Source organism: Shewanella aestuarii, assembly GCF_011765625.1.
GTDB lineage: Bacteria > Pseudomonadota > Gammaproteobacteria > Enterobacterales > Shewanellaceae > Shewanella > Shewanella aestuarii_A.
Genome location: NZ_CP050314.1, coordinates 20,462 through 46,252, shown reverse-complemented (window position 1 = coordinate 46,252; position 25,791 = coordinate 20,462). Strand labels below are relative to the sequence as shown.

Here is a 25,791-nt window from a genome sequence, read left to right as displayed (position 1 = left end):
ATATAATGAAAAACTTTAAAACCCTAGCAACAACTTTATTTGCCACTAGCCTACTCGCTGGCTGTGCGGCTACCGACCCATACACCCCTCAAAGCGACAAAGATTTTGTTTATGACAATGATTATTCTTTTGCCATGAATGTTATCGACGGAAGCTTGGGATTTCATAACGGCCTGCGTGATGCGAATCGTCCTGTCGATGCTGATACATCCCCTGGCGCTATGGATTATTTGGCTGATGGCGTTATTGGCTTTGGCGGCGGTGGTTTTGGCGGCGCTTTCTTAAGTATGCTCGGCACAAACCAAGGTAATGCGCCTTTGAATAAAAGTTTTGGTTTAGTTTATGTTCCTGTAAAAGATAAATCTAAAGAAGAAATTGAAAAGGCGTTCGCTAAAATTGATTCAGATATAAAGGACACGATCCTTAAACACTTTGACTTAAAATTTGATAAAATCTTAGTCAAAGACTCTTACAAATACTTTTATTTCAATGGTACAGCATGTGTCCAGTATAACTTTGCAATCGGCTCGAAAGAAGCTAACCCCAATTGTGTTTTTGCTGGGTATAAAGAAAAGAATCTATTAAAATTCAGTTCCACAACTCCAGATAAAGAAATCGGTTTATTCGCTGTTATTGGTTTAACTGAAATGTCTACTGGTCAATTTTTCAACTTATACTCTTCTAAGGAATACTTTGCTTTTTACCCTAAAGGATTTAAAAGTGATATTCCATTTGTAATTCACCAAGGTAAAGCTCACCTTTTTATAAAACCAAAAAATTCTGAAGATAAAACATCAATTACTTTTAACGACTTAAAAAAAATCAGTCCAAAAGTTAATTCTTACTTTAACTAATTCATTTCACAAATTAGCGGTCTTGGGTAAATCGAACAATCGATTTGCTCAGGATCGAAATTATCTTTCAGCTGGTTAGCTGTGTCGCTCATATCACCGCTAAACATATCTACCGCTCTATCTTCTGCGTTAATTCGAGTCATTTCCTCACAATCCGCATCCCCGCTATCACAAGTATTGTTGCCCATTGTTCGCCCTGTTCCTGTCAAACGCTCAATGTCATATCCTGTGGTTGATATGATGTCAGCTTCATACATGGTAGCCAGCCATTCAGATAAATCGAGCCTATCAAAATCGACTCTTGAAAACTCATCTATCGTAAAGCCCGGACAGCTATTCATATCTTTACCTAACTGTTTGGAGCCTTGATCACCTATAATCCTTGCCAACATAGACGAGTAGCAACACCAATCTTGTCGTTTTAAATAGCAAATGCCTAAAATATCTTCAGCACAATAACTTTTGCCGACTTTAAAACATTGTTTCTGTGCGATTTTAACACCCATATCTTGCTCTTCTTCATCGCACTGAGTTAATAGGTTCGCTAAAATTTTCACCACGTTATAGATGGTGTAGACCCATCCTATAAAGCTTATTACGCTCAACATTTGGCTCATACCATCACTTAAAACTGTATCCCCTATCTGCGCTCCTAGCCTTTCCGCTGATTCGGCTGTCACCTCTTGAAACAGCATATCGGCTAAGGCTTCAGGTAAAAGATTATTCAGCGTTGAGTAAATTTGTTGTTGGATGGTATGCATGACTCCGTTAATCGCTTCAGTCACACTCGCACCACCTGTCGAGACGGTTTCTGCTACACCACTCATAAACTCTGGATCACCCATCACTGAACTGGCAAAATCCACCACAACCTTTGAACCGGTATTCCAACCATCAACTAACATAGCGGAAAAGTCTGAATACATGCCGCCAACTTTGTCTGTGAATCCACCTGAAAGTGTTGATGATACCGACTTAAACGTTTCTGTTTGCATCATTTTATAGCCCATCATGGCTAGCTCAATGTAGTTAATCCCACTTGGGGCATCACAGCAATTGTTCCCAAGGCCCGACACTTCCCAACTACAATATTTTGGCTCTCCAGGGAATATTTCACAGGTATTCGGATCAGTATTTACACAGTTGGAGTCATCGGCCACTGTTTGTGAAATTGAGGCCATCAATACCGCATTTTCAAAGTCATCACTGCTTTCTTCTCCACCGTAGTCGCAGTCGTCGCCAACACACGGCAGCATACCGGCACACACATTTTTGGTTTTGGTAGTGGTTTTTTCGTAAGGAGTAGAGACGTCACAACGATATTCGTCAGTGTACATATAGCAAGTGTTAGTTTGTGAATTAAACCAACCTTCAGCACAACTTCTGTCTGTTTGTTCACACTTCTCATTATTTTCGTAAACAGCACAACTTCCTTCTAGTTGCTTAAATTCCTCGTAGTTATAACAGTGTTCTTCAAACTCTTCGGTTTCTTTGTTTAAGAGCATCACACAATACTCACCACTTTTTAGCGGATCACAGCTATAACCTTTTGCATTTATTTTCCAAGTTGCTACGTGATATCCGCCTTCACCATTTTCATCACCACCATAAACGGCTTCTGGATTTGGATCACCGGCAAACATTTTGGGCATGTTCTTAATGATATTTTGAGAATAATTATATGTGCCTTGGTCAATAACCTCCCACTCATCAAATGTACAAAAATCATCTACCTCAGCTTCTGGTACATAAACTGGACATTCATAAGGTGGTTTTGGGTTAGCGCTACATGCAGCAGATTTGTAGGTACAAGAAAAATCCTTAGTACCCCCATCAATATTAACAAAGCATTGCTCTAAGAGATAAGGATCATTAGCCGAATTAATATACTTAGGGCGTCTTGGGTTGGGATATGAGGAGGAAAGGAAATCTATGTTTTGCGTATCACATACACCAATTGGTGTATCGTACTTATATGATACTAAATATTGATTATCAATAACATGCTCAATATTCATAATGGTTTCTAACATTCCATTACTAAAAGTGACATCTCCGCGTACATGAGTGAATTTTAACAGTTGATCAGGATCGACACGTTCACCTGAAAAATAATTTCCCACTCTTATATAATAATCCAAGCCATTTATCGTGCCTGAGCTAGCCGCCATTGCCGCACTCATTGATAAGTCAAACGCGCTCATGACCATAGGTGAACCACGCAATTTGTTTCCAAAAAACGGTTGTTCATTACTCACATATACATCAATTGGATTGATAAATGCGTTATTATTAGCAATCAAATTATCAAGTGGACAAGATGGTTCCCAACCTAATTTATCTGCACATCCAGCAGGATTTTGAGTGTACTTCTCTATATATTCATTTGGATTATCAGGACTTTCTTCAAGGACTCTCGTTATCTCACAAAATCCTAAGTTTTGATGATTGGGTTTTTGGCATACTTTGGGTTCCCAAACAGGTACTTGAACTTTTTCGGTCTCTGTTATGGTTTCATCTCTACAAGTTTGAGCCCAAATACCTTGTCCATCCCTTGCATCCGTTAATGAATCGTTGCCGGGTTTTAAAAAGTAAGCATCACTTTTTACTCTTGGGGCTGGATTATCGTTATTGGCCTTGATGATTGAACGGTAAGCTTCAGACTCCATGGTCTTTGCATCACTGGCATTTAAATACTGTTTTTTCATATCATCAAGGTAAGCGTCTTCATCACCGTAGTTACTTGGTGCGTTAAACTCCGCATCATCTCGATCTACTTGAGAACTAAACGCCTCTTTTGCATCAATTGAGGTTTTTAACTCACCTCGTTCATCAACTGGGATAAGTGTTGTGACTATATTGCCATCTTCGTCACGCTCTAACTTAACACTCGACTTTTCATAATATTGAACATCAATATTACCGTCAGTCATAGCGGGTGCTTTACCTTGTTCCTTGACACCTAATCCATCATCTAAATAAGCTTTATATTCCTCAGCAAAATCGACATCAGGGTATTGGCCAAAATCTAAGGTTCGGCCTACTCCATAATCTTTATTTAACAATTCTTGTTCTAAATGCGGATTACTCGATAACTGATCATTGCGGTCCAGAATTTTATTATACAAATCTGTACCATCGACATTTTTGGCTTCATCTAATTGATGTGTTGTCTCTAAACGCTGTTTGATTTCATCAACAGCATAAACATCAAATGCTGTCACAGATCCCAAAATAGTAAAGAAGAACGCCCAATGTAACCCACCAGCCACCATACAAAATGATGTGATATAGGTAATAACAATTCGCCAAAAATTATCTCTAATCATCAATTAGCTACCTGTGCCGCCCAGTAAATTCATGCAACATTCTTTAAATTGCCACAGCATATATACGGCATCTTCTTTACCTGGCCGCATTCGACCACCAACAGGCAAACACCATAGATTTGTACTTTGCCCCATCGGGTGACAACAACCAGAAACATCATTTTGAGTTTCATCGGCCTCTGCTTTTGGGTAAATCATGCTGAATTTGTACTGAGAACGAGGAGTAAAAGGCGCATAGGAAGCTTTACATACCGCTTCTGTACCCATCGTTTTTTTGGATAACCCTTTTCGATGAAGTGAACTCACCATACGCTGAGCAATTAAACTGGTTTGCGCTACCGTATCAATTTGACCTATAACCCGCCCTGTAAAGGGATATAAATTCCCATCACAACCGGCACAACCAAATGTACTTTCAGGCGCCTTATCAGCTGAGACAAGGGCACAATCTGTTGCACACCAAGGGACTGCTAATGGTGTCGCAAATAATATCGCTTCAGGTGAGAGTAAAAGTGCGAGAATATCATTAGACCATGTTGGATCAACTTCAGAGAGATACATCAAATCTAAATCAACATAGCCATCTTGATGACAGTCGATATATAAAATTTCAAGCATTTCCATAAGCGGAAAAGCAAAATAGTGAGAGTGCCAAAACCCCCTATCGTCTTGTTTAAAGCCCAATCCCGTAAAGTCATCTTGCAATGTAACACCGCCCAACGATGGCGAGCAGTAGGGTAATCGAGTCGTTTCGATTAAACGTAAAGGTGCAAAATAGGATAGCTTTGTACCGACATACGGTACACCCAAATTATCAGTGCAGGCACAAACAGGATTATTATTTGAAGCGCCATCAGGTTTCTTGCCTATCCCATCAGGGATAATCCCTCAGTAAAACAGCTCCAACAAATCTGGTCTAAAATTTTTGTCCAAATTTGTGCGTCTTTGCAAATTGCGTTCGCGCTGGCTGCATTCGCACTACTGCAAATAGATAACATCACCACCAATAACAGAGTTTGCAAAATCTTCACTGTATGACTCCGCTCATCATTTGGCTTACTGCATTACCTAACCATTCTGCAAAAAGTATGAAGTTGGCAAAAATATTGGCGGCGATATCGGGATAGTTGTATGCCAAATAAATGCCTAAAACAACGCCCAACGCGAGAGTAATTAATTTCATTGAACTGACCTCATCCCTTTTTCATCAATGCGTAGAAAACCTTTTTCAACGCTTACTTTTGATGGCACAGCCTTTAATGCAAACTTAGTAACCAATTCTTTTTCTAGTAGAAAAATCTCACGCTTATAACGCTTTCTTAGCTCACTTAAATGCTCCCACCCCCGTGACGCATCAATCTGTGTCACGATAATTTGATCACGATAATCAAATTTGTCTTGGTGTGTATCGAGCCATTTAATTTGTCGTGGATCTAACGGATTAATAATGTACAAACCTAAATATGCAGAAGTCGCCAACAATGGATTAATGGTTGTGCCTTGCTTAGCAAGTACCACTCCCGCTTTATTTACGATGTCTTTTTGAACGTGAACCGTCGGATCTATGTAATATGTGTGATCTTCTAGTGTCGTATCGAGCAGAGTGTTTGTGCGTTTCTTCCAAAAGCGGGCTACTGCGGTTTTTTGTTTTGATTCCCAGTCTATACCTGACATTAACTGGCGAATTTGCTCTATCAATGAAACTTCTTCTACTGGATATGTCGCACCGTATTCACCAAAATCAGTGCTTTTCGTGATGGTTTTTAACTTCTCATTGAAAAAATCTAATTGAGTCATCCCCTTCATCTGAACTTGTATTTGATTATCATCAAACACCAAGGCAGGTACTCGCTGAATGTTATATTGAGTAAACCAAGTTGGACCAAATTTAACATTCGGTTTTATGGGCAAATCTTTTGCGATGACTTCCAAACGCATCATGGTATCGAGTATTTTCTTATCACCCTCGAACATTCCATTGATATAAACCGTTGTGTTAGTTGATGCGGCATTTTTTAACGCATCTTTTAAAGCGGCTCTTGGCATCGATAAACTCACGAACATCATGACAGGTGAACTTGGTTTAATTTCTTGATCTGTCAGTTCAAGTGCTTCGTTTGTAATAGCCGCAACTTGGGATTGAGCATTGTTTAAGAAAGTTTCAACATCTTTAGATGTCGCTTTTTGCTGTCCAGAAAGGTCTAATCCTTCAAACCATCCATTCAACTTAGCCTTCGCTACTGCTTCCTCCGTGGAAATGCCCGTATCGACCGTATTGGCGAATCCAATATTGCAGATCAACAATGAAAAAGCACAAGCCAACTTACAAAATCGCATAAGCATTACCTATTACATCCTTTTGACTAATGACACCCCAAAACCTTGAGTCATATGACAAGTATGTTTCTCCAACAACGAAATATTCATCATCATCGAGTACCATTTCTCGCTCGACACTGGCCGCATCCATATTTAATTTCATTAACAACGTATTCATGTCATTTTTGTATTCGATGTCATTCACAAACACTGAGCTTTTTGTCACTTTTATTGTGTCACCGGGCATACCTACCAATTTTTTTATCCAACGTGTGCCTTGGTTAAAATAAGGCGTTTGCGCAGGCAACTTGAATGCGATTAATCGCTCTCGACTAACGCTTTTGTCTGTTTTATCGACTAAAAAATAACTCGCGTTGAGACAGGAATATTCTTGGGTAGGAACAGCAAAGGTGAACATGACGTTAAAACTCAACACCAAAGCAGCAATCAATGTAAAACTGACAATGACATTCCTCATTTCACACCCCAAATAAAAATCCAATGTTGGAATTTTAAATAGATTTAATGTGAATTAATTAAATTAGCGTTGCGATTTTGGACACCTTAAATTAGCGCGATTGTTTTTCCATAAAAAAAGGCTGAATTAATCACTAATTCAGCCTTTTAAGTTCTAGTTAACAGTTTTAGAAACTGATGTGACCAACACCTATTCCACCTGCATCATCGTTTGCTTCGATAACAATTGAAGCGCCGTTCGGATAATCATGCTCTGTAAATCTGACTTGAGCACCATATGGACTAAATACCATTCCGTTTACGATCCACTTGTAGAATAAAATGCGTCCATCTTCATCTTTACAATTCGCATCGACAATATGAGTGCCGTATTGATTACGAGATGTTGGTGCACACACTGGATTTTTGTTCGCCACGACATCAAAAGAGAACGTCTCTTGGCCAACTTGCCCGTAATTAGTCTTCACATCCAAGATGATGTCATAATGACCCTCTGGCAAATCGTTAAACGCGCCCACTGCGCGGCCTGAAACATCACCTTTCACACCATTTATGGTCCAACTGTATTCCTTCACAAAGTCATATGGGTGACCCACTTTAACGTTTGGATAAATCGATACAGTCAGTGGCGCTCGCATATATTTGTTTGAATAAACATCATTCAATACAAACTCCAGCTCATTTGGTTCAACCGCTTCTACGTAATCGGTTATGTGTGCAAAATTTCCTCTGTTATCTGATACCGTCACCATGATTTCATGTATGCCCGGTTTAATAACATTGAAATTAAGCCCTTTACCATTGGCCGATACTTTTTGAATCGCTGCCTCATCAAATGTCCAGTCATATGCAAATACAACGCCTGGTGCATTAATGTATGGCATATTCACATTCGCAAATCCGCTAGATGGCACAAACTTCACGTTGTTATTTACCGTAAGACTGAGCTCGCTTTCTTTAGGGAAGCTATAACTAAATGTATTCATCACCGCATTAGCCTCTCCTAGTGTGACGTCTTTAAAACCGTCCAACCAAGCCTTTGCAATAAAAGTGACTCTGTTAGCATCGTCTAAATCACTTTCTTGAAGCGTATAAGTGATTTCCTTTTCATCATTTATAATGCTGCCATCAGGTAATAACCATTCAGTTAATAGCGCAATACCTGTAGATTCAAATGGATTAGATACCATCATTTTCAACGATATTTCAGTATTAACTTCAGCCATACTTGGTCTAACTACGCTCATGGTCATCGGTTTAGGCTTAGTGACCGAAATGTACTTAACCGCCGTTGACCACTGCCCCTGATTAATGTCATCTGCCGTGTTCGCATATTTCATTCTGGCATGAATACGTAAACTCGACTCTTCAACGTTGACAATGTACGTTTCATCTCCTTTTTCCCATATTTCACCGTCAGTAGACCATTCAACAATTAACCCGCCAGATTGATCACCACCACTGATATCTACTGCAGTGAGTTCAATTGACTGTCCAGCAATCGCTTGAGTTACACCATCGACTCGCAACTTTGGCGTATCAAATGATATGAGTCTAAGCTTTTCTGTTTCTGTTATGGCACCCGTAACCTTGTTAGTGATAACCGCTCGCACATCAATGGTTTCAGGCTCTACAGATTTAACAGATACATATTGACGACCGGTTAACTCTGTCATATCGGTCCAAACACCACCGATGTCACGCTGCCATTTTATTTCACCCATAACCATAAAGTCTTGGAACGATTGAGTGTCAAATCGTAAATCGAATGCAGCAGGTATACGTGAGTGGACTACCCTAGAAACAATTTCACCATCAACGGCTGTTCCCTTCACAACTGAAATGCTGCGTGGGATAGATACGCGAACAATCTCAATTTCAGGGAATGGCGAACGCGCTTCAGCTACCGCATATACAGCTTCATTTCTATTAAAGATAATGTCAGCGTCTATTTGAAGTACGCCTTTACCGTCACTTCCTATCTGAATTGCTTCTGAAATTGGTTCATAGTCAGTGCCATTTTTAAAGGCCAAATACACATCCCAAGCGGTTCCCATTGTCTCGATGTTGTAATCAAACGTATTTGTCAGATTATTCTTAACACCTAAACTGATAGTCGCATTAATCTTTTCAGTAGACGCATAACGAGTATCGTCCAATTCCATTAACACTTGCATATAAGGATGCGGTGTAACAACAAGGTCAAAATTAATCGTTGTGGACTTCTCAGGCGCAAGTCTATAAGAGCCTTTCAAAGTATATGGCACTCGATCCCATAAGTTCGCTTCACCCAATTTATCCGCATAAGCAGAGAAGTTCTGAGTTTCACCAAAAGGCAATTGATTATGCTTATATTGCTTGCTATCTCCAGCGTCAGTCGATAAATCAATATCAACATTAGCGCGAGATGACGTACCTTGATACCTTCCAATTTGTCTATCAAGTACAGAAATACTATAAATACCATCTGCTAATTTGAGACGGTCATCTAGTGTTAATGTAATTGGACTTGGCGCAATGGATTCAAATGTTACGGCATCTTTACTTACTACACTGGCCTTACCTTCTTTGTTTACGATATAGGCTGTAAATTCTGCCGTATTCATACCCAAATCGCTTACACCACCTTTGGCCGTAGCTTGAAAACTATTACTTTCAGCACTCATGCCTTGCGGTAACTGCGACCACTCGATATAACACGCATGATTCATATCATTCGCAGCTAGCGCAGCCGCCGCTTTCGTTCCGTAAATATCACAACGTAGCCCTTTGGTTCGGCTGACAACTAGGCCAACATCTTCAACTAATTGAATAACAGTTTGTGGTTTACGTTGGAAATTAAATTCCATTTGCAAGTAATTAAAATGAATGGTTGATTGCGTTGTAACACCATCTGAATCTTGCGCTTCAACGACCAATTCATAGGGTTGACTTGCAATTAAATCAAACCCATCACCGGTTAACAATTTGAAATGTTCATCGTTATTAATAGATCTCGCTTCTCGACCATCAATTTTGACGCTGGTAATTTTGGTATCACCTTCAAAACCGTTATGAGCTACAACCATTAAATCATCAATCATGACAACAGACGGCGTATTGTTACCGCTAAGCATGGCTTTTTTGTTGAACACCTTAATTTGTGGCGCTGGTGTATCGACTTTAATCTGCTGAATATTTGTCACAGACGTATTGTTAAAGGCATCTTTCGCCGTTACTTTTACGTTATAGACTCCAGGTGTTAACGTCGTCATCATGAATGGATAACCATTCGCATCAACATGCTCTAAAACTTTATAGTTAGATAATGTTATCGCTCCATCTTTGCTTTGTGGTACATCAAATAACACATCCATTCCATTCACATTAATCATGTTGACGCTTTTTTTGCCATCGTCTGATATGAACTCCAAGTCTACTTTTGTTGGTCTCCACCAGCGATCTTCAAGCGCAACCTCATCACGGAAGTTAACAATACCAATAGCACCTTCACCACCGTTGACGATAACTGGGAAACCTAGTTCTTCATTGACAATAGGCGGGTTCGCTTTTTTGTCATTAAATTCTGTAAAGGCAATTTTGGGCCCCCTAAAATCATGTTTAATGTTCCAGTTTTTAGGCGTTAAATCTGCCTTATCCCATCCTCCAATTTTACTATTACCCCAAACCTTGAACGATGAAGTAAATTGCAGATTATTTTCGTCACGCTCAAATGATTGGTCACTGTAGATATTACAAGATGACGCATTAGCCGGAACGGTACATGATCCAAGCCCTTCAATCTCGACAACCTGCTCATAAACTTTGGGGTCCACAAGCACAGTCGTTAAATTAATTTTGCTCGCTGCGTCATAGTTATAAACGTCAAATCCGCGAACAACTTTGTTCATCATACGTGTTGTAATATCTGTAATCTCAGGCTTTTCAGGCATTGAAACTTCGACAACAATTTCACCTTCTGACACGATAAATGGTGTTCCAGAAGATCCGTTAAATGACTTTAATTGATAACCAATTTTTTGCTGACCTGCAGCGTTAAAAATACCCGTTATCTTATTGTCTTTACCACTAAGACCATCGGGTAAATCCTTCCAAATTAGCGCACAAGGTACATCCCCTTTTTTTATCGGACCTTTTGCAAGCATTTCAGTTGTTACTAATCGACAACCACCAGCGACATCGACAGCTATTTCATTGACATCACTTACTACCGCATCGAAAGCTAGATTTTCCAATGTTGCAGCTGATGTTTCAGATATGAATTTACCTTCAAATGATTTCGCCTCTACGTCTCCACCGCCAACACCGGCTGGTAGTGTATCTGTGTACTGGCATTTACCTGAAATGTTGGCATAAGGTGAGTTACACGATTGTGTGGCAGGAATTGACACACTCAATAAGCAGTTTGACCCACTTGATGTCATGCCTGTAGCGCAATAGTCATACACAACACCGACTTGATGCTGATATTCACATTGACCATTGACCAAATCGTAACTACTAGGACAACTTTTAATGACCGCTGATTTTTCTACCCCTTCACACATGTAGGTATTTTCGTTCAGCGTAGTACCCGTAGGGCAAATACATGAGGATGGCGTTAATAAACCATCTGCACAACTAGCCGCCTTGAATACATCTCGCTCACACTCGGCACCGTTGCGTTTATAGGTTTCGCTACAGCTTTCAAGTTGCGGCACTTTTGATGTCAACGTACAAATATTGTCATTTCTAACATAGTTTGCAGGACATTTACCTGTTAGATCTGCATCGGTTAAACGACGACACTGAGTTTCAGAGATCTTGTTATATGTTAAATCTCCACAAATCCATTCTTCAGTGGCCGTTAATAACAATGAACAGCTACTTCCATTAAGTGTATATTTTGGATCGTTACACTTATAAATATGTGCGGCCTTTAGTACCTTCTCACAAATTTCCGTACTTTGATTTGGGGTATAAGTGCTATCAGGACATGACAATGTATAACCCTGTGATTGATAAAGACTACATGATCCATTGTTATGATTTGTATAGTTAGCAGGACAGCTATAGGTAAATGCTTTGATATCTGTACCCAAACACTTATCACCCGATAAATTAGTGTTTGCCGGACAACTCCATGTATTTGAAACGAATATTAGCTTAGAACACATTGAGCCCGACAACGTATAGCTAGCATCTCCACATTGATAAGAAAACGCCTGAGTTTCAAATTTTGTACAAGTTGAACCACTTAACGTATACCCTGCGCTACAGCTATAAGTATTTGGCTCAGTCAGTAATTTAGAACACGTCGAACCCGATAACGTGTAACTTGCATCTCCGCATTGGTAAACAAACGCCTGAGTTTCAAACTTTGTACAAGTTGAACCACTTAACGTAAAACCTGTGCTACAGCTCCACGTATTTGCTTGAGTAACTAATTTAGAACACGTTGAACCGGATAACGTATAACCAGTGTTACATTGATAAGAAAACGCCTGAGTTTCAAATTTTGTACAAGTTGAGCCACTCAACGTATACCCTGCGCTACAACTATAAGTATTTGGCTCAGTCAGTAATTTAGAACACGTCGAACCCGATAACGTGTAACTTGCATCTCCGCATTGGTAAACAAACGCCTGAGTTTCAAACTTTGTACAAGTTGAACCACTTAACGTAAAACCAGTGCTACAGCTCCACGTATTTGATTGTGTGACCAATTTAGAACACGTTGAACCGGATAGCGTATAACCAGTGTTACATTGATAAGAAAACGCCTGAGTTTCAAATTTTGTACAAGTTGAACCACTTAACGTATACCCTGCGCTACAGCTATAAGTATTTGGCTCAGTAAGTAATTTAGAACATGTCGAACCATTTGTAGTGTATGTTGGTGGACATCCATACGTGTATGAATCCGTTTCAAACTTTGAACAAGTTGACCCACTTAACGTAAAGCCTGCGCTACAGCTCCACGTATTTGATTGTGTGACCAATTTAGAACACGTTGAACCGGATAGCGTATAACCAGTGTTACATTGATAAGAAAACGCTTGGGTTTCTAATTTAGTACAAGTTGAACCACTTAACGTATACCCTGCGCTACATACATTTGAATATGATTGGGTCACTAATCTCGAACACGATGACCCTGATAAGGTATAACCTGAATCACAGCTATATGTGTTAGCTTGAGTGAGTAATTTAGAACAGGTACTTCCGCTTAATGTATAACCCGTACCACATGAATATGTAAACGCCTGAGTTTCTAGCTTAGAACATGAGCTGCCGCTTAATGTATAACCCGCACTACATGAATAGGTATTAGGTTGCGTCAATAGTCTTGAACATGAGCTTCCACTTAGCGTATATCCTGTACCACATGAGTATGAAAACGCCTGAGTTTCTAGCTTAGAACATGAGCTTCCACTTAGCGTATATCCTGTACCACATGAGTACGAAAACGCCTGAGTTTCTAGCTTAGAACATGAGCTGCCACTTAGCGTATATCCTGTACCACATGAGTATGTAAACGCCTGAGTTTCTAGCTTAGAACAAGAGCTTCCACTTAGCGTATAACCCGCACTACATGAATAGGTAAACGCCTGAGTTTCTAGCTTGGAACAAGAGCTTCCACTTAGCGTATAACCCGTACTACAGCTGTATGAAAAGTTAGCCGTTTCTAGCTTTGAACACGTTGAACCTGATAACGTATAACCAGTGTTACATTGATAAGAAAACGCTTGGGTTTCGAATTTATTACACACCGTACCACTTAAAGTAAATCCAGCGCTACAGCTATAAAGATATGATGTTACTTCTGTTTTATCACATTGATTTGTTGATGTGTTTAGTGTGTAACCTGATGCACATGAACCATCTACCTTGCTTTTTAGGTCCGTTTTCTTAACAAAACCATTCTGTGTTTTGCTATTGTACGTCATTTCAATGTCTAAATCATAATACCCAAGGGCTCTACAGTTACCCGTTGAGGTAGAACTTGTCTGTGCTGGTGTGCTAAAACAATATATTGCACTGGTATATCTGCTACCGCCATTGGGTTCTGCAATCCAATAATAATTATCCTCCGGATTGAAAACCATGATGCCATAGCCAGGATCGTAATCAGCATCAAAGACCCAAGATGTTTTTTGACAAGTTGTGGAATTAAAATAAGTATAACCTGATGGACAAACCGAAGGGCGGGCTACAGAGGTTACTTTTGTACATTGCCCTGAGATATCTGAATATCCTGTAGGACATGACTTAGTTGCTACAACTGTTGTAGCCTTCTCACAGCGGTCATTTGTTTCAGAGTAAGAATATCCTGACGCGCACACCTTACTTGCTGATACTGTGATGGTTTTTTCGCATCGACTGTACGTAGCATTGTAAGTATATCCAGAGGCACACACCTTACTCGCATCAACCGTTGTAGTCTTCTCACAACGATCATTTTTAAATGTATATCCAGTGGCACATACTTTAGATGCAGCTACAGTTGTCGTTTTTTCACAGCGATTATTAGCTGAAGAATAAGTATATCCAGTGGCACACACCTTAGATGCAGCTACAGTTGTTGTTTTTTCACAGCGATTATTGGCTGATGAGTAGGTATATCCAGAAGCACACACTTTAGTTGCTGCTATAGTTGTTGTTTTTTCACAGCGATTATTAGCTGATGAGTAGGTATATCCAGAAGCACACACCTTTGAAGCACTGACCGTTTCTGTTTTTTCACAGCGCTTATTGGTCGATGAATAAGTGTATCCAGTGGCACACACAATGTTAGCAGTAATAGTGGTAGTCTTTTCACAACGGTCATTTGCACTTACATAAGCATATCCAGCACCACACACCTTTGAAGCACTGACCGTTTCTGTTTTTTCGCAGCGCTTATTTGTTGTTGAATAAGAATATCCCGCCTGACAAGTTGGATTTGCGGCAACGGTTTCTGTTTTTTCACAGCGATTATTGGTTGCCGAAAATGTATATCCCGATGGACAGGTTTTGCTTGGCGTGGTGTTAGTAATTTTTTCACAACGATTATTAGTTGATGAGTAAGTAAAACCAGCAGAACATACTTTATTAGCTGTTTCAGTTAACGTTTTCTCACAACGGCTTGCCGTTGAGTTATATGTATATCCACTCGAACAAACTGGAGTTGCATTAGTCGTAGTGGTTTTTTCACAACGATCATTGGTCGCTGAATATGTATACCCAATCGCACATACTTTGCCCGCTGATAAAGTATCAAGCTTCTCACAAAGTTTGGTTGTGCTGTTATAAGAATAAGTGCTTGGGCAAACTATTGATGCATTCGTTGTTGTGGTCTTTTCACAACGATTATTAGCTGATGAGTAAGTAAAACCAGCCGAACAAACTTTATTAGCTGATTCTGTTAACGTTTTTTCACAACGCTTTGCTGTTGAGTTATACGAATAACCACTCGAACAAACAGGAGTTGCATTAGCCGTTGTGGTCTTTTCACAACGATTGTTAGCTGATGAGTAGGTAAAACCAGCAGAACATACTTTATTAGCTGATTCTGTTAATGTTTTCTCACAACGCTTAGTCGTACTGTTGTATGAATAAGTGCTTGGGCAAACTATTGATGCATTCGCTGTCGTAGTCTTTTCACAACGGTTATTTCCTGCGGAATATGTAAAACCAGCCGAACAAACTTTATTAGCTGATTCGGTTAATGTCTGTTCACAACGCTTGGTGGTGCCGTTATACGTGTAGCCGCTGGTACATACTGGTGTTGCATTTACCGTTGTAGTCTTTTCACAACGATTATTAGTTGATGAGAACGTATATCCAGTTGAACATACTTTATTAGCTGATTCTGTGAGTGTTTTCTCACAACGCTTGGTCGTACTGTTGTATGAATAAGTGCTTGGGCAAACTATTGATGCATTCGCTGTCGTGGTCTTTTCACAACGATTGTTTCCTGCAGAATATGTAAAACCTGCCGAACAAACTTTATTAGCAGATTCGGTTAACGTCTGTTCACAACGCTTGGTCGTACCGTTATACGTGTAACCGCTGGTACATACTGGTGTAGCGTCAATTGATGTTGGCTTTTCACATCGATTATTTGTTGCTGAATAGGTATAGCCGGTCGAACATACCTTACTTGCAGTTGCAGTTAAGGTTCTTTCACACTTCTTTAATGTACTATTGTAGTTATATCCAGTTGGACAATCGTAATTTACTGATTGCGTTATTGTTTTACGACAATCATTTGTTGCTGAGTTATAGCTATAAGTTGGATCGCTACACGTTTTATAAGCTGATTCTGTTAATGTTTTTTCGCAGCGTTTATTCGTTGTTGAATATGAATAACCAGATTCACACTTAGGTAATGTGGCTTGATATTCTGTCTTAGTACAAGTGCCATTGCCATTTGAAACATATCCAGTCGGACAGTTTTCTTTTGCAATGGTTGTTTCTTGCGTACAGTTTCTCAAATCACCGGTAGCTTTCCAGCTTTGATTTGGACATGTATAGATTAAATTGGTCGTCTCAACCTTGAGGCAAACGTTATTGGCCTGATCGTATGTATATTCATCTGAACATAATTGCGCTGTAACTTTCGGAATATCGATTTTATATTCATCTAAACCACTAATACCTGATTTAGCTGGATATGCGGGAATTTTTATGACGCCATTGGTAGCAGTTAAATCAATTACAACATTTAACGTTCCTCCTGGCGATAAGGTTTTACCTTGAACAATAAGTGAATTTTTTGCCGTCGAGTCAAGACTTAGGATGATTTCTGTCATGCCTTTAGCAACTTCACCCTTTGAGTTCATAATAGGCGGTGTTTCAAAGACAGTTATAGGTTGGCCCGTTCTATCTAACACTAATTTATCTAACGCTAACGCCTTAATGTCAGGCAATAAAGTATTAGTGCTAGCTAAACTACCACCGCTTAACATTAACAACATCAAGCAGCAAAACGTTAGTAACCTGTTCATCCTAATTCTCCATAAAATACGATTTCCCATTCGTTATTTTATAGAGCTGGAAATTTTACGGTTAAAATAAGGTGTTCGATTTCGTCACGCTAAAATAGCGGATTTCATAAATGGGCTTGACTAGGTTGTTTTTTGACCAACATTCTTGCTTTTAGTTAATCTAAACTTCTTTTGCGACTAAAACTATATTAGAACAACTATTCGAGAGTGATGGTTCAAAGTCTAAAACTGCAGACTGATAACGTGGATCTGGTTCTTCCCATCCCCATACGGTAGTAGGGCAAATGACTCCTTGGTAACGGTAAGGAATAATTTGCCCTATTTGATCAGTTCTATAAGCGGCAGACGGTTCGCCAAAAGAATCAATAACAGCGACAGTGAGATCGTTATGCTCACTAATTTTTGTATGCCAAAGTTGTGCGCCGTATTCTGTTTGAGACATATCGCTCACCACACATCTATGTCTCGTGAGATATCTATAAGCATCAGTCGCTATACCAAAATTTCGATAGTCTGTTTTAACTACAGCACTTGTTATTTGAGCTGAAACAGTCGTTGGAAGAAAACCATCCGGAATTGGAACCAGTTTATAATCAAAGTTGGCAACGCATTCATTACTTATATAAACAATTAAACAACCCTCAGCTTTCAAGGTGTGCTCTAAAATTTGATACACAGCATCAGGGATAGCATTTCCCTCATTCAAAGAGCCTAAATCTTCATTCATAGGAGAAATAAATTCCCCCTCAGATATTAACTCATAACCAATCGATTCTAATTCAGTTGTTTTTCGCAGAACACTGCTAAGAAGTTTAGATATAATAGCTGGCAAAGTAGTATCCCTGTCTCTGAATGAAAGTTTATAATACCCCATATGTAAGAATCGCTTAAATACTCTTTAGCTAAGAATTACAATTTTTAGACACAAAAAAAGCGGCATTTGCCGCTTTTAGCTTAGATATGTTTTAATGATGTAACGCTAAAGGCGTTTCGAATTGAGACGAAGATACTAACTGCTCTCTAAACAGGTGTTTAAACTCTTCTACACTTAAACTAATATCGAATTTTGATGGTTCAAATGATTTCACAACTACTCGTTGAGCGCCTACAAAATAATGTATGTGAGCTAATGGTTCAACTCGACTTCCAGCTTCATTTTCTTGCCAATCAGAAGGCATAACGTATATTTGCTGTACCTGATGTATGGTTTTTGGTTCTTCACAAAATAAAGAGAAGCCTTTATAAGCCGCAGAACTCAACGGCAAAGAAATACTTTTTAAAAAAGTAGCCTCTTTCAATCTGTGTGAAGATAAGCTAGTTAAACCCATAGAAACACCCTAATCCTATAACTTTATAAATATTTCCGTAGAAATTAACCCATAAAGTAATAATCAACAGATTTCTGAAAAAGTGACAAAAACCACGTATATTCATTCTCTCACACCTTACCCACCCTACTGGTCGGATGAGTGTCGTGTTGAATATAAAAAGTTAGAGGATTATCGGCGAGAAAATATTGAAACTACAACAAACTGCGCTACAACCATACAAGAATTTACATGCTAACACTATCCATAATGATTAAAAATGCAAAACAAACATGATTAACACCAATCCAATTGATCTTTACTTGAGCCCTTAACACGCACTCAGTTGCCGAATTTACATCTCATGCAAAAATTGATTAATTCATAAAGAAAAATCGAGGTGTCTATGTTTCAAAATCAATATTATCAAAATCCTGTACATCCTAATGACCATCCTGAACCTCAACCGATGAGCGGCTATCAAGCACAAGAGCAACTTTATCAGAATAATGTTGCTCACCTGCCTAGCAATAATCAACAACATAATAATCAAGAACCGCGCTACTCTGGTCAATTCGACCCATACTTCAATCTAAAATGTCATGGCACGAAGGCCGCTATTGAACTTAAACCGTCGATTACACAAGGCGGTTGGCATACCGTGATGCTCGAAGGAGCCAACTCTATAGGTGAACGCAAATTTAATTGGCAAGATAAAACTTCAGTTCAAATAACAAAAACGGAATTATTACCTGTTATCGCCGTACTACTAGGGATTCGTGAAGGTTTTGAAGGTAAGGCTCATGGAGTGCAAAAAAATAAAGGTTTTAATATCAAATGGCAGCAAAATCAACGTGACAATACGATGAACGTTTTTGTATCGATATTTGAAGCCAATAAACCCATGAAAGGTGTACCCATCTCAGCTTATGATGCGCTAATGTTAAGTCATTTAGCGATAAGCCAATATATCAATAACATGCCTCAACTGACGCCTGAGGCGTTAATTAACTCGTTAAAATCTATACATCGTCACACAATAGCCTAAACAGATACAAGCCTCATAACCCTGTGAGGCTTTTACATTGCACCAATCAAATGTTGTCATTTTAGTATTTTGACATTCTTCCGCACCCGCCCTAAAATACTGTATACCCATACAGTTGTACTAAATATGCAAATATTCAATAAAACAATTTCTTGCGGGATCAATGGTTTCGAGTCACCTGCTAAAGAGTACATGCAAAACGCGCTCAGTTTAGATGATTTATTAATAGACAACCCTAGCTCTACGCTCATTGGGATGGTTGACACTGATGATCTAAATTCTATTGGTATATACAAAGACGATTTATTAATAATCAACAGAGCACTAAAGCCGCGCCACAATGATGTTGTTGTTGCTGAAGTTGATGGACAATGGGTTTGCAGCATTCTGGATGCACACCAGCAACGCCTTACCACTTTAAAACATGATCATGAAGAACTTATGATCATAGGTGTGGTGTCGAGCTCAATCCGTTGTCACGGAAAGAGCCCGGATTTAAGTTATTATGAAGCCGGTAACCAAATGGAGTAATTATATTTATACGACTGGTATGTCATCGTTTGGCCAAGATGATTTTTAAACTCAAATCGTGTCACACCATAGCCAAGCTTACAAATTAAATTAGTCCTACTCACACCAACTTTCTCGTTTTCCTCTCCATTTCCTCCCATAGCCATTTTGAATAATGTCTTGCGCTATATCTTGACCATCAACTAACACAACGGCTAATACGCGATTATATTTGTCGCGCCCAGGATTTAATAATTGAATAGACTTAGCATTAGACAAACGCTTTTTTAAATAATCTCTTGCACGATAAGCAGCTTTAATTTCACTATCACATGCGCCTTTTATCTCCGGCGTATCTACCCCTTTTATTCGAATTGGCTCGTGACGGTTTGGGCTTGTATACCCACGAAACGTATCTCCGTCATAAACATTATGAACTCTTGGAATATCGCGAGTTTGAGCATTTAAACTGGTACTTAATAAGATAAAAAGTACGCCAATTAAGGTTCTAACTTCCATATTTATCACCTAATTCACGGTCACTAAAACGAGTCGGCCATTTAACTTAGCATGACTCTTAAACATAAATTGCATGCCTTCAAAAGCAACACAGCAGTTATCCATCGCGGATAATGTTTTGTAGGTCCCGCATTCTGTCAAGCACATGATGACTTTTTCTTTCAACCAGCACACTATTCCTTGTCCCTCATTCTCGTTGAGGTATTTGTGCATATGCCTGGTACTCAATCTATCTACAGCATGATGTGAAATTTCAATTTCATAAGGTAACTCGGCTTTATCAACAAACTCACGTCTTGTTAATTCAATATCAGCCAATTTTTTTTGGATAGTGTGGCCACGTTTTTTTAAAATCAATAATGAATTGATAGGTAGCCTTGTATATCGCTCTCCATCAAATTCTGGATATGAGCAGAGAACGTTGTGTGAACAACTCAACTCCCCTCGCGGCATTTGATTGTCGTAAAGTAATGTCATTTGAATCATCTCCTTGAAAAAACACTATCATCGCCTAACTTTAAAAACGCGCTACTACTTGCCAGCTCTACGCTTCAACATGTGTTTCACTTCTGACGCTTTCATATCTTTGCTTAAACTGAGGTGTAAATCGAAAATAATAATCTCCTTGTGAATTGCGTAATAATTCGGTTCCATCAAGGGTTTTCACGTAAAAATACTCAACTAATTCTGTCGTGTTCATCAAAACCTTAAAATTAAACTCAAATTGACCATAGCCTTGGCAATATCCAACCATGTCATTTACTGATACAACATCCATATTCTTGATTTTCTGCCGATGGCCATTTTCAACTAACAAGAAGTCTTGAGTAATATCGAGTCCATTAATCTCGCCAACTTTGCCATCACAAAAACCGTCAACACTTACCCATTGCCCGATTAGCGAAAGTTGTCGCTCTCGCTTAAGATCTGTTTGAATAATATCGTTAACGTACAATCCACCGCCCGCCATCAATAACCCAATCAAAACGGATACGCCTAACAACCACTTTTTACGAATCAACTCGGCCATTATTGGTCACCTCGAAAAATAATTTGTTGTATGAATCGATAAACGTTTTAACGACATAGAATATATTTTTGCAGGTTACGCCTCCGGCCAAATGGACATCTAATCGATAAATTGATGAGTTGGTATCATCTGCATTGTAGAGTCTGCCAATTAAGGTGTTTTGATTAAAAAGCGCTATAAAATCTTTATTAAATTGACTCGGTACGGTCGCAATGATGCCAAAGTATTCTGAAGGTGTTTCGGCATTCCATTTAGCGTTTGCAAAGAAAATGGCGTTAGCATAGCCAATGTCACAAGTGAAAATATTTGAGGCAGCATCGAGGTCAATTGAACCACCTGAAAATGAAAAATCCATTAGTAATTTTGCTAACTCTTTGGTGGTGACGCTGGTGATGACTTCGCTACGCACTGTAGCCGGGATAGCTAATTGATTATCCCGCGCATCGATAACATCTTGTAAAAAATCTTCATGATCAATCATATAAATCCTTAAACCAATAAACTGCTAATAAATAACCCATAAGCTATTAAATACTCAAAAGGTCCACCCGTGGCTACTGGCAAAGGACTTTTGAACCTAAAAGACAATGGCCAGAAAAAAGGAATACCACTGTCTGTAAAAAAATCACCGAGTAAATGTGACAGATAACCAATCGATAAACACAACACAATTGCGCTTGACGTACTGTTGTTAAAATTAACTAACCAAGCGACACATAAAATGGGCCAAATAGAGTGAGTTATTTGTCTATGTCCAAAAATTGCAGATAAAGGAATAGAGATAAATAATACCCGCTTGCCTATCGTTGAACTCGGATGGTCTACATCAGGCAGTAGTGAGCCAAAAACGATGCTCACTACCACCAGCCATAATGGTAATGCTATGTCGATATAACCAATTGTTGAAACTGTAACAGCTGCAGTAACAACAAGATGGTTTCTAAATAACATCACCTACTCCTAGTTAGTTACCGATTTCACTATCTGACTAAGCGCATTACTTGGTTGAGCATTTGCTTGTGTATTTACGACCGGCTCCGCTACAGATTCAGCACCAATCACACCATTTTGAGCGTCCATAAGTTCTAGTTTACGCTCATGATCACGTTCTAACTCTTTGTCTTTTCGTAGTCGCTTCGCTTCTAATCGACGCTCTAGATCATCAAATGCTGCAAGCTCTTTTGCATCTTGAGACTCCGCTTTGGTACGTTGTAACACTTTATTGAACTCATCATATGGCAGTTTCAACAGTGTATAGACTTGAAATGAACCATCGACATTGACTTTTACTTGCTGATCTAACATCTCATAGCCGACAACTGGCACTGAATCGACCAACTTATCGATCAAGAATTGACTGGTTTGCACCAATTCACCTGACGCACCTTCACGCTCATAAATGCGCTCTGAACCTGATAGCTCTTGTTTATAGTTTTTCGCTAATTCAAATTCAGCCTGCAACTTTGATTTCTTTACCGCATGATGCATGTCTTTAGACGATGCTGCACCAACACCGACTATGCCAAAGTTATCGTTTTTAGGTGGTGACAAATACCATTTTGGTACGTTTGATAATTGCTCTTTTGCCTGCTCCACAGCCAATTCATTGGCTTTTGCCTGTTGCTCATTAAAACGTTCCACTGGATCTGGCTCACTTGCACAACCAGCCAATACCACTACACTCGCAAAACTCACAATACTTAATATTTTTTTCATAATGATTCCCTATTAATAAAAAATTACTGCGCGGTTTTGGTACCGCAAAAAATTGCCTGCCATATCAGACCAACTACTTTCCTCAACGTTATATATTTCCTCCCGAATGCTGGTTTTTATTTCGATGTCACGATCAAACCAGCTACGTGGTTGATAAATTGAAAACGTAAAATATTCCATGGCTGGGTTCGTTATATTGAGATGAAAAGTTTCCCTTCCCACCTCGACTTTTAACCAAAATGCTCGATTAGATAGCTCTTTTAATGCTGCTGTATGCTCGCTTGTATCTGGCCACTGCTGTTGTTCTTTCGAGATATTTCTATAATACTCGTCAATTAGCGGTAACATCTTTGACGATGCAGATGTGCTCCAAGTGTATGACACCCCACATTCTGCCTGCTTAACACCATCAGCACCGTCAAGGAATGAACCCGTTGTTGAAAGTGGTAGAAACTCATATATCGAACGACCACACCATCTTGGACTTAATACATCATGTACCTGCCATCGGCCTTTTGGTTTACCATCGTGGTAGAACTTTTGCGGTGTTATCTGCTCACCTTTCGAGTCAAGTAAATAAAGACAACCACTAAAGAAAAAACTACAGTCTTCCAGCTCAAATCCATTCTCCAATGTCGGAATAAACCAGTGTCGGTTCTCATTAACTGAGCGATCTATACGTATCTGTACATCTGCTTTCACAACGTCATGATCTAAAGCACTGATATCAGTCAGTAACGTTTCAATTCTTGGGTTTTTCAAGAATGGAAATACAAAATACTCGTACAGATTCATCACTTTTTCTTTAACACTCTGACTTTCTTTAAATTCTGCTCTGATATAACTCGCATTAATCACATTAAAGGATTGCAGCATAGCGGTTTGGTATTGGGATATTACCGCTGAATCCCGCTCTGAAATCGCCTCTCCTCTTTTAACTTTCATCAACACGCCTTGGATTGATTCACGCTCTTTCTTCAACACATCTATTTGTGAGGCCATCAACTTAATCTGACGTTCTCCTTTGAGCTTTTTCAGCATTGCGGTGGCATCAACGGTGACATCGCCCGTTGCATCAATAAATACATCATTACCAACTGAACGAAGAGAATGCTTTACGTTGTTAATCGAAATATTTGCACCTTGGGCAATCATGCCTGTTTCAATAATCTTGTCTGTTTCGCTGTTATAAGAAGTATTTAAACTGACAAACTTTGGTGTTTTGGCCACAGCATTAATCATCATGATCTCTTTTGCTCGATTAACGGCCTTAGCCATCGATTCATGCTCTGACATTTGTACTGTTACAGACTCATTGTTGAAGTTGAACACTGACGGTTCATTAACCGCCACGGCATAACCACTGACTAATACAATTAACAACATGCTGAGTTGGATTTTCATCATATTTAGGCAAGGATACCTCCTACTTTAGTGGGAAGAGGAATTGCTTGCACTCTCCATTTTTTGAGTTAATGTTGTTGTTCGAGCTGTGACTCGAATAGTGTTCTTTTTAACGTTAGCACTAGCATGAACTTTCTCGCCAGTGATTGTCTCAAGCGCAAAATACCCTGTGCTTCGCTTACCTTTTACAAACCCACTACCTTGCGGTGTTGAGATAAAGTCATGTTTTTTAAGACCAAACAGTTTGCCTACGGGTATGCGCTTTTCAGATCTTGCACCTTTGGTCTGTTGATAATCGCCTTTAGCAACATGGCGTTTAAAGTAGACGCTTGATGCTGGCTCAACTAACTCTCCGTCTTCCAAGCAGATTGCAACAGCATCGTAATAATGCTCTTTCTGAAGCCTCAAGACCTGCTCACGCTTATATTTCGTTTCGTAGCCAAAGGTTTCCGCGAATTGCCACTCTTCCTTTAATCTAGACTTAATTATTCCAATCTCCGTGGCATGTTTAGTGCGGGATTTTTTCGCTTTTAATTCGAATTTATTGGCATGTAAATCAGCATGACAAGTTTCACATAACGTGGTTAAGTTTGTTGGTGTATCAGTGCCACCGTTAGAACGAAACTGAATGTGGTGAACATGCAATTTGTTGCTATGTTTACCTTTGCGCCCAGATTGACACTTGTACCCATCTCGATGTAGCACATAGGCTTTTACATTATAAAAGCCTTTCTGTACGCCATTCTGATACCCCGCACCAGAAACGTCAGGTTTTGTGATTTTATGAATATCAAAACTTGCCGTTTCCACCTTCCACTCGCTGATTGGTAAGATTGATTCTACAAAATTACGCTCACGTAAATGTGAATCTAACTTTGATTTTAAGCTAGGCGCTAGACGCCCCGTGGTTCGCATTGAAGCTCTATTAGACCAACGAGCAGGGCGATAGCGACATTTACGTCCACGCCGATTACGACGATACATAGCTCGCTGTTCCATCTTCTTGGATACGTCTTGTCTCAATGCAACTTGGCTTTGATAAATTACTTGACCAAGACCAATAACGGCACACCCGATAGCTTTGCTACCAGTGTCCATGCCAGCAACAAGGGGTTGCTTGTAGCCTGAACTACCACCAACAAGTTTGATGGTAAAGGGTGTTCTTTTGATAACCTTTGCATCACCACGCCTGAGTAAAACCCTCGCTTTTTGTGGTTTACATGGCATTAATGGCTTACCATTTTTGTTCAGTACAAACACGAACATAGCGTGTTTCTCCTTCGAGTTATGCGTATCTATATGCTTGA

The 25,791-nt window shown here is 39.4% G+C and carries 19 protein-coding genes; 3 read left to right on the top strand and 16 right to left on the bottom strand.

The window, feature by feature from the left end:
- Positions 1-5: 5 nt before the first annotated feature.
- The gene (locus tag HBH39_RS17735) at positions 6-854 is read left to right on the top strand and encodes a hypothetical protein (protein WP_167680176.1); all 849 of its coding nucleotides are present in this window, start codon (positions 6-8) and stop codon (positions 852-854) included.
- Here the strand turns inward: HBH39_RS17735 and traN are convergent.
- The 8 genes from traN to HBH39_RS17695 form a co-directional block, all read right to left on the bottom strand.
- Complete coding sequence (gene traN / locus HBH39_RS17730; RefSeq protein ID WP_167680175.1) at positions 851-4,183, bottom strand: conjugal transfer protein TraN; 3,333 nt, start codon at positions 4,181-4,183, stop codon at positions 851-853. The two genes, HBH39_RS17735 and traN, sit on opposite strands and share 4 nt — an antisense overlap.
- Positions 4,184-4,186: 3 nt before the next feature.
- Positions 4,187-4,993: a TraU family protein gene (locus HBH39_RS17725; RefSeq protein WP_244325822.1), complete on the bottom strand. Its 807-nt coding sequence runs from the start codon at positions 4,991-4,993 to the stop codon at positions 4,187-4,189.
- A 217-nt stretch (positions 4,994-5,210) separates the two neighbouring features.
- Positions 5,211-5,366, bottom strand: a complete 156-nt coding sequence (locus tag HBH39_RS17720; protein WP_167680174.1) for a hypothetical protein — start codon at positions 5,364-5,366, stop codon at positions 5,211-5,213.
- Entirely contained in the window at positions 5,363-6,520 is a 1,158-nt protein-coding gene (locus HBH39_RS17715) for a TrbC family F-type conjugative pilus assembly protein (protein ID WP_167680173.1), read from the bottom strand. The genes HBH39_RS17720 and HBH39_RS17715 overlap by 4 nt, the downstream gene beginning before the upstream one ends.
- Positions 6,507-6,980 (bottom strand): signal peptidase I, encoded by a 474-nt coding sequence (lepB, locus tag HBH39_RS17710; protein ID WP_167680172.1) that lies wholly within the window; start codon positions 6,978-6,980, stop codon positions 6,507-6,509. The genes HBH39_RS17715 and lepB overlap by 14 nt, the downstream gene beginning before the upstream one ends.
- A gap of 166 nt (positions 6,981-7,146) precedes the next feature.
- On the bottom strand, positions 7,147-16,950 hold the full coding sequence (locus tag HBH39_RS17705; RefSeq protein WP_167680171.1) for an Ig-like domain-containing protein: 9,804 nt from the start codon (positions 16,948-16,950) through the stop codon (positions 7,147-7,149).
- Between the two features lie 160 nt (positions 16,951-17,110).
- Positions 17,111-17,782, bottom strand: coding sequence for a hypothetical protein (locus tag HBH39_RS17700; RefSeq protein WP_167680170.1), 672 nt, complete (start codon positions 17,780-17,782; stop codon positions 17,111-17,113).
- A gap of 133 nt (positions 17,783-17,915) precedes the next feature.
- The gene (locus HBH39_RS17695; RefSeq protein WP_167680169.1) at positions 17,916-18,278 is read right to left on the bottom strand and encodes a hypothetical protein; all 363 of its coding nucleotides are present in this window, start codon (positions 18,276-18,278) and stop codon (positions 17,916-17,918) included.
- Positions 18,279-18,663: 385 nt separating this feature from the next.
- On the opposite strand from HBH39_RS17695, the gene HBH39_RS17690 reads away from it, so the two are divergent.
- Both HBH39_RS17690 and HBH39_RS17685 read left to right on the top strand, forming a co-directional pair.
- Entirely contained in the window at positions 18,664-19,305 is a 642-nt protein-coding gene (locus tag HBH39_RS17690; protein ID WP_167680168.1) for a hypothetical protein, read from the top strand.
- 192 nt (positions 19,306-19,497) lie between these two features.
- Entirely contained in the window at positions 19,498-19,836 is a 339-nt protein-coding gene (locus HBH39_RS17685; RefSeq protein WP_167680167.1) for a LexA family protein, read from the top strand.
- 96 nt (positions 19,837-19,932) lie between these two features.
- Here HBH39_RS17685 and HBH39_RS17680 read toward each other — a convergent pair whose 3' ends face one another.
- From HBH39_RS17680 to iscB, 8 genes are all read right to left on the bottom strand, one after another.
- Positions 19,933-20,334, bottom strand: a complete 402-nt coding sequence (locus tag HBH39_RS17680; protein ID WP_167680166.1) for a thermonuclease family protein — start codon at positions 20,332-20,334, stop codon at positions 19,933-19,935.
- Positions 20,335-20,343: 9 nt separating this feature from the next.
- Positions 20,344-20,811 carry a hypothetical protein gene (locus HBH39_RS17675; RefSeq protein WP_167680165.1) on the bottom strand — a complete coding sequence of 156 codons (468 nt, stop codon included), beginning with the start codon at positions 20,809-20,811 and terminating at the stop codon, positions 20,344-20,346.
- 67 nt (positions 20,812-20,878) lie between these two features.
- Positions 20,879-21,364, bottom strand: coding sequence for a hypothetical protein (locus tag HBH39_RS17670; RefSeq protein ID WP_167680164.1), 486 nt, complete (start codon positions 21,362-21,364; stop codon positions 20,879-20,881).
- Positions 21,345-21,845, bottom strand: coding sequence for a hypothetical protein (locus tag HBH39_RS17665; RefSeq protein ID WP_167680163.1), 501 nt, complete (start codon positions 21,843-21,845; stop codon positions 21,345-21,347). Before HBH39_RS17665 ends, HBH39_RS17670 begins: the two co-directional genes overlap by 20 nt.
- Positions 21,846-21,853: 8 nt before the next feature.
- Entirely contained in the window at positions 21,854-22,315 is a 462-nt protein-coding gene (locus HBH39_RS17660; protein ID WP_167680162.1) for a metal-dependent hydrolase, read from the bottom strand.
- Between the two features lie 9 nt (positions 22,316-22,324).
- Positions 22,325-23,080 carry a hypothetical protein gene (locus HBH39_RS17655; RefSeq protein WP_167680161.1) on the bottom strand — a complete coding sequence of 252 codons (756 nt, stop codon included), beginning with the start codon at positions 23,078-23,080 and terminating at the stop codon, positions 22,325-22,327.
- Positions 23,081-23,092: 12 nt separating this feature from the next.
- Positions 23,093-24,487 carry a hypothetical protein gene (locus HBH39_RS17650; protein WP_167680160.1) on the bottom strand — a complete coding sequence of 465 codons (1,395 nt, stop codon included), beginning with the start codon at positions 24,485-24,487 and terminating at the stop codon, positions 23,093-23,095.
- A gap of 24 nt (positions 24,488-24,511) precedes the next feature.
- Positions 24,512-25,750 carry an RNA-guided endonuclease IscB gene (gene iscB, locus HBH39_RS17645; RefSeq protein WP_167680159.1) on the bottom strand — a complete coding sequence of 413 codons (1,239 nt, stop codon included), beginning with the start codon at positions 25,748-25,750 and terminating at the stop codon, positions 24,512-24,514.
- Between the last annotated feature and the right edge of the window lie 41 nt (positions 25,751-25,791).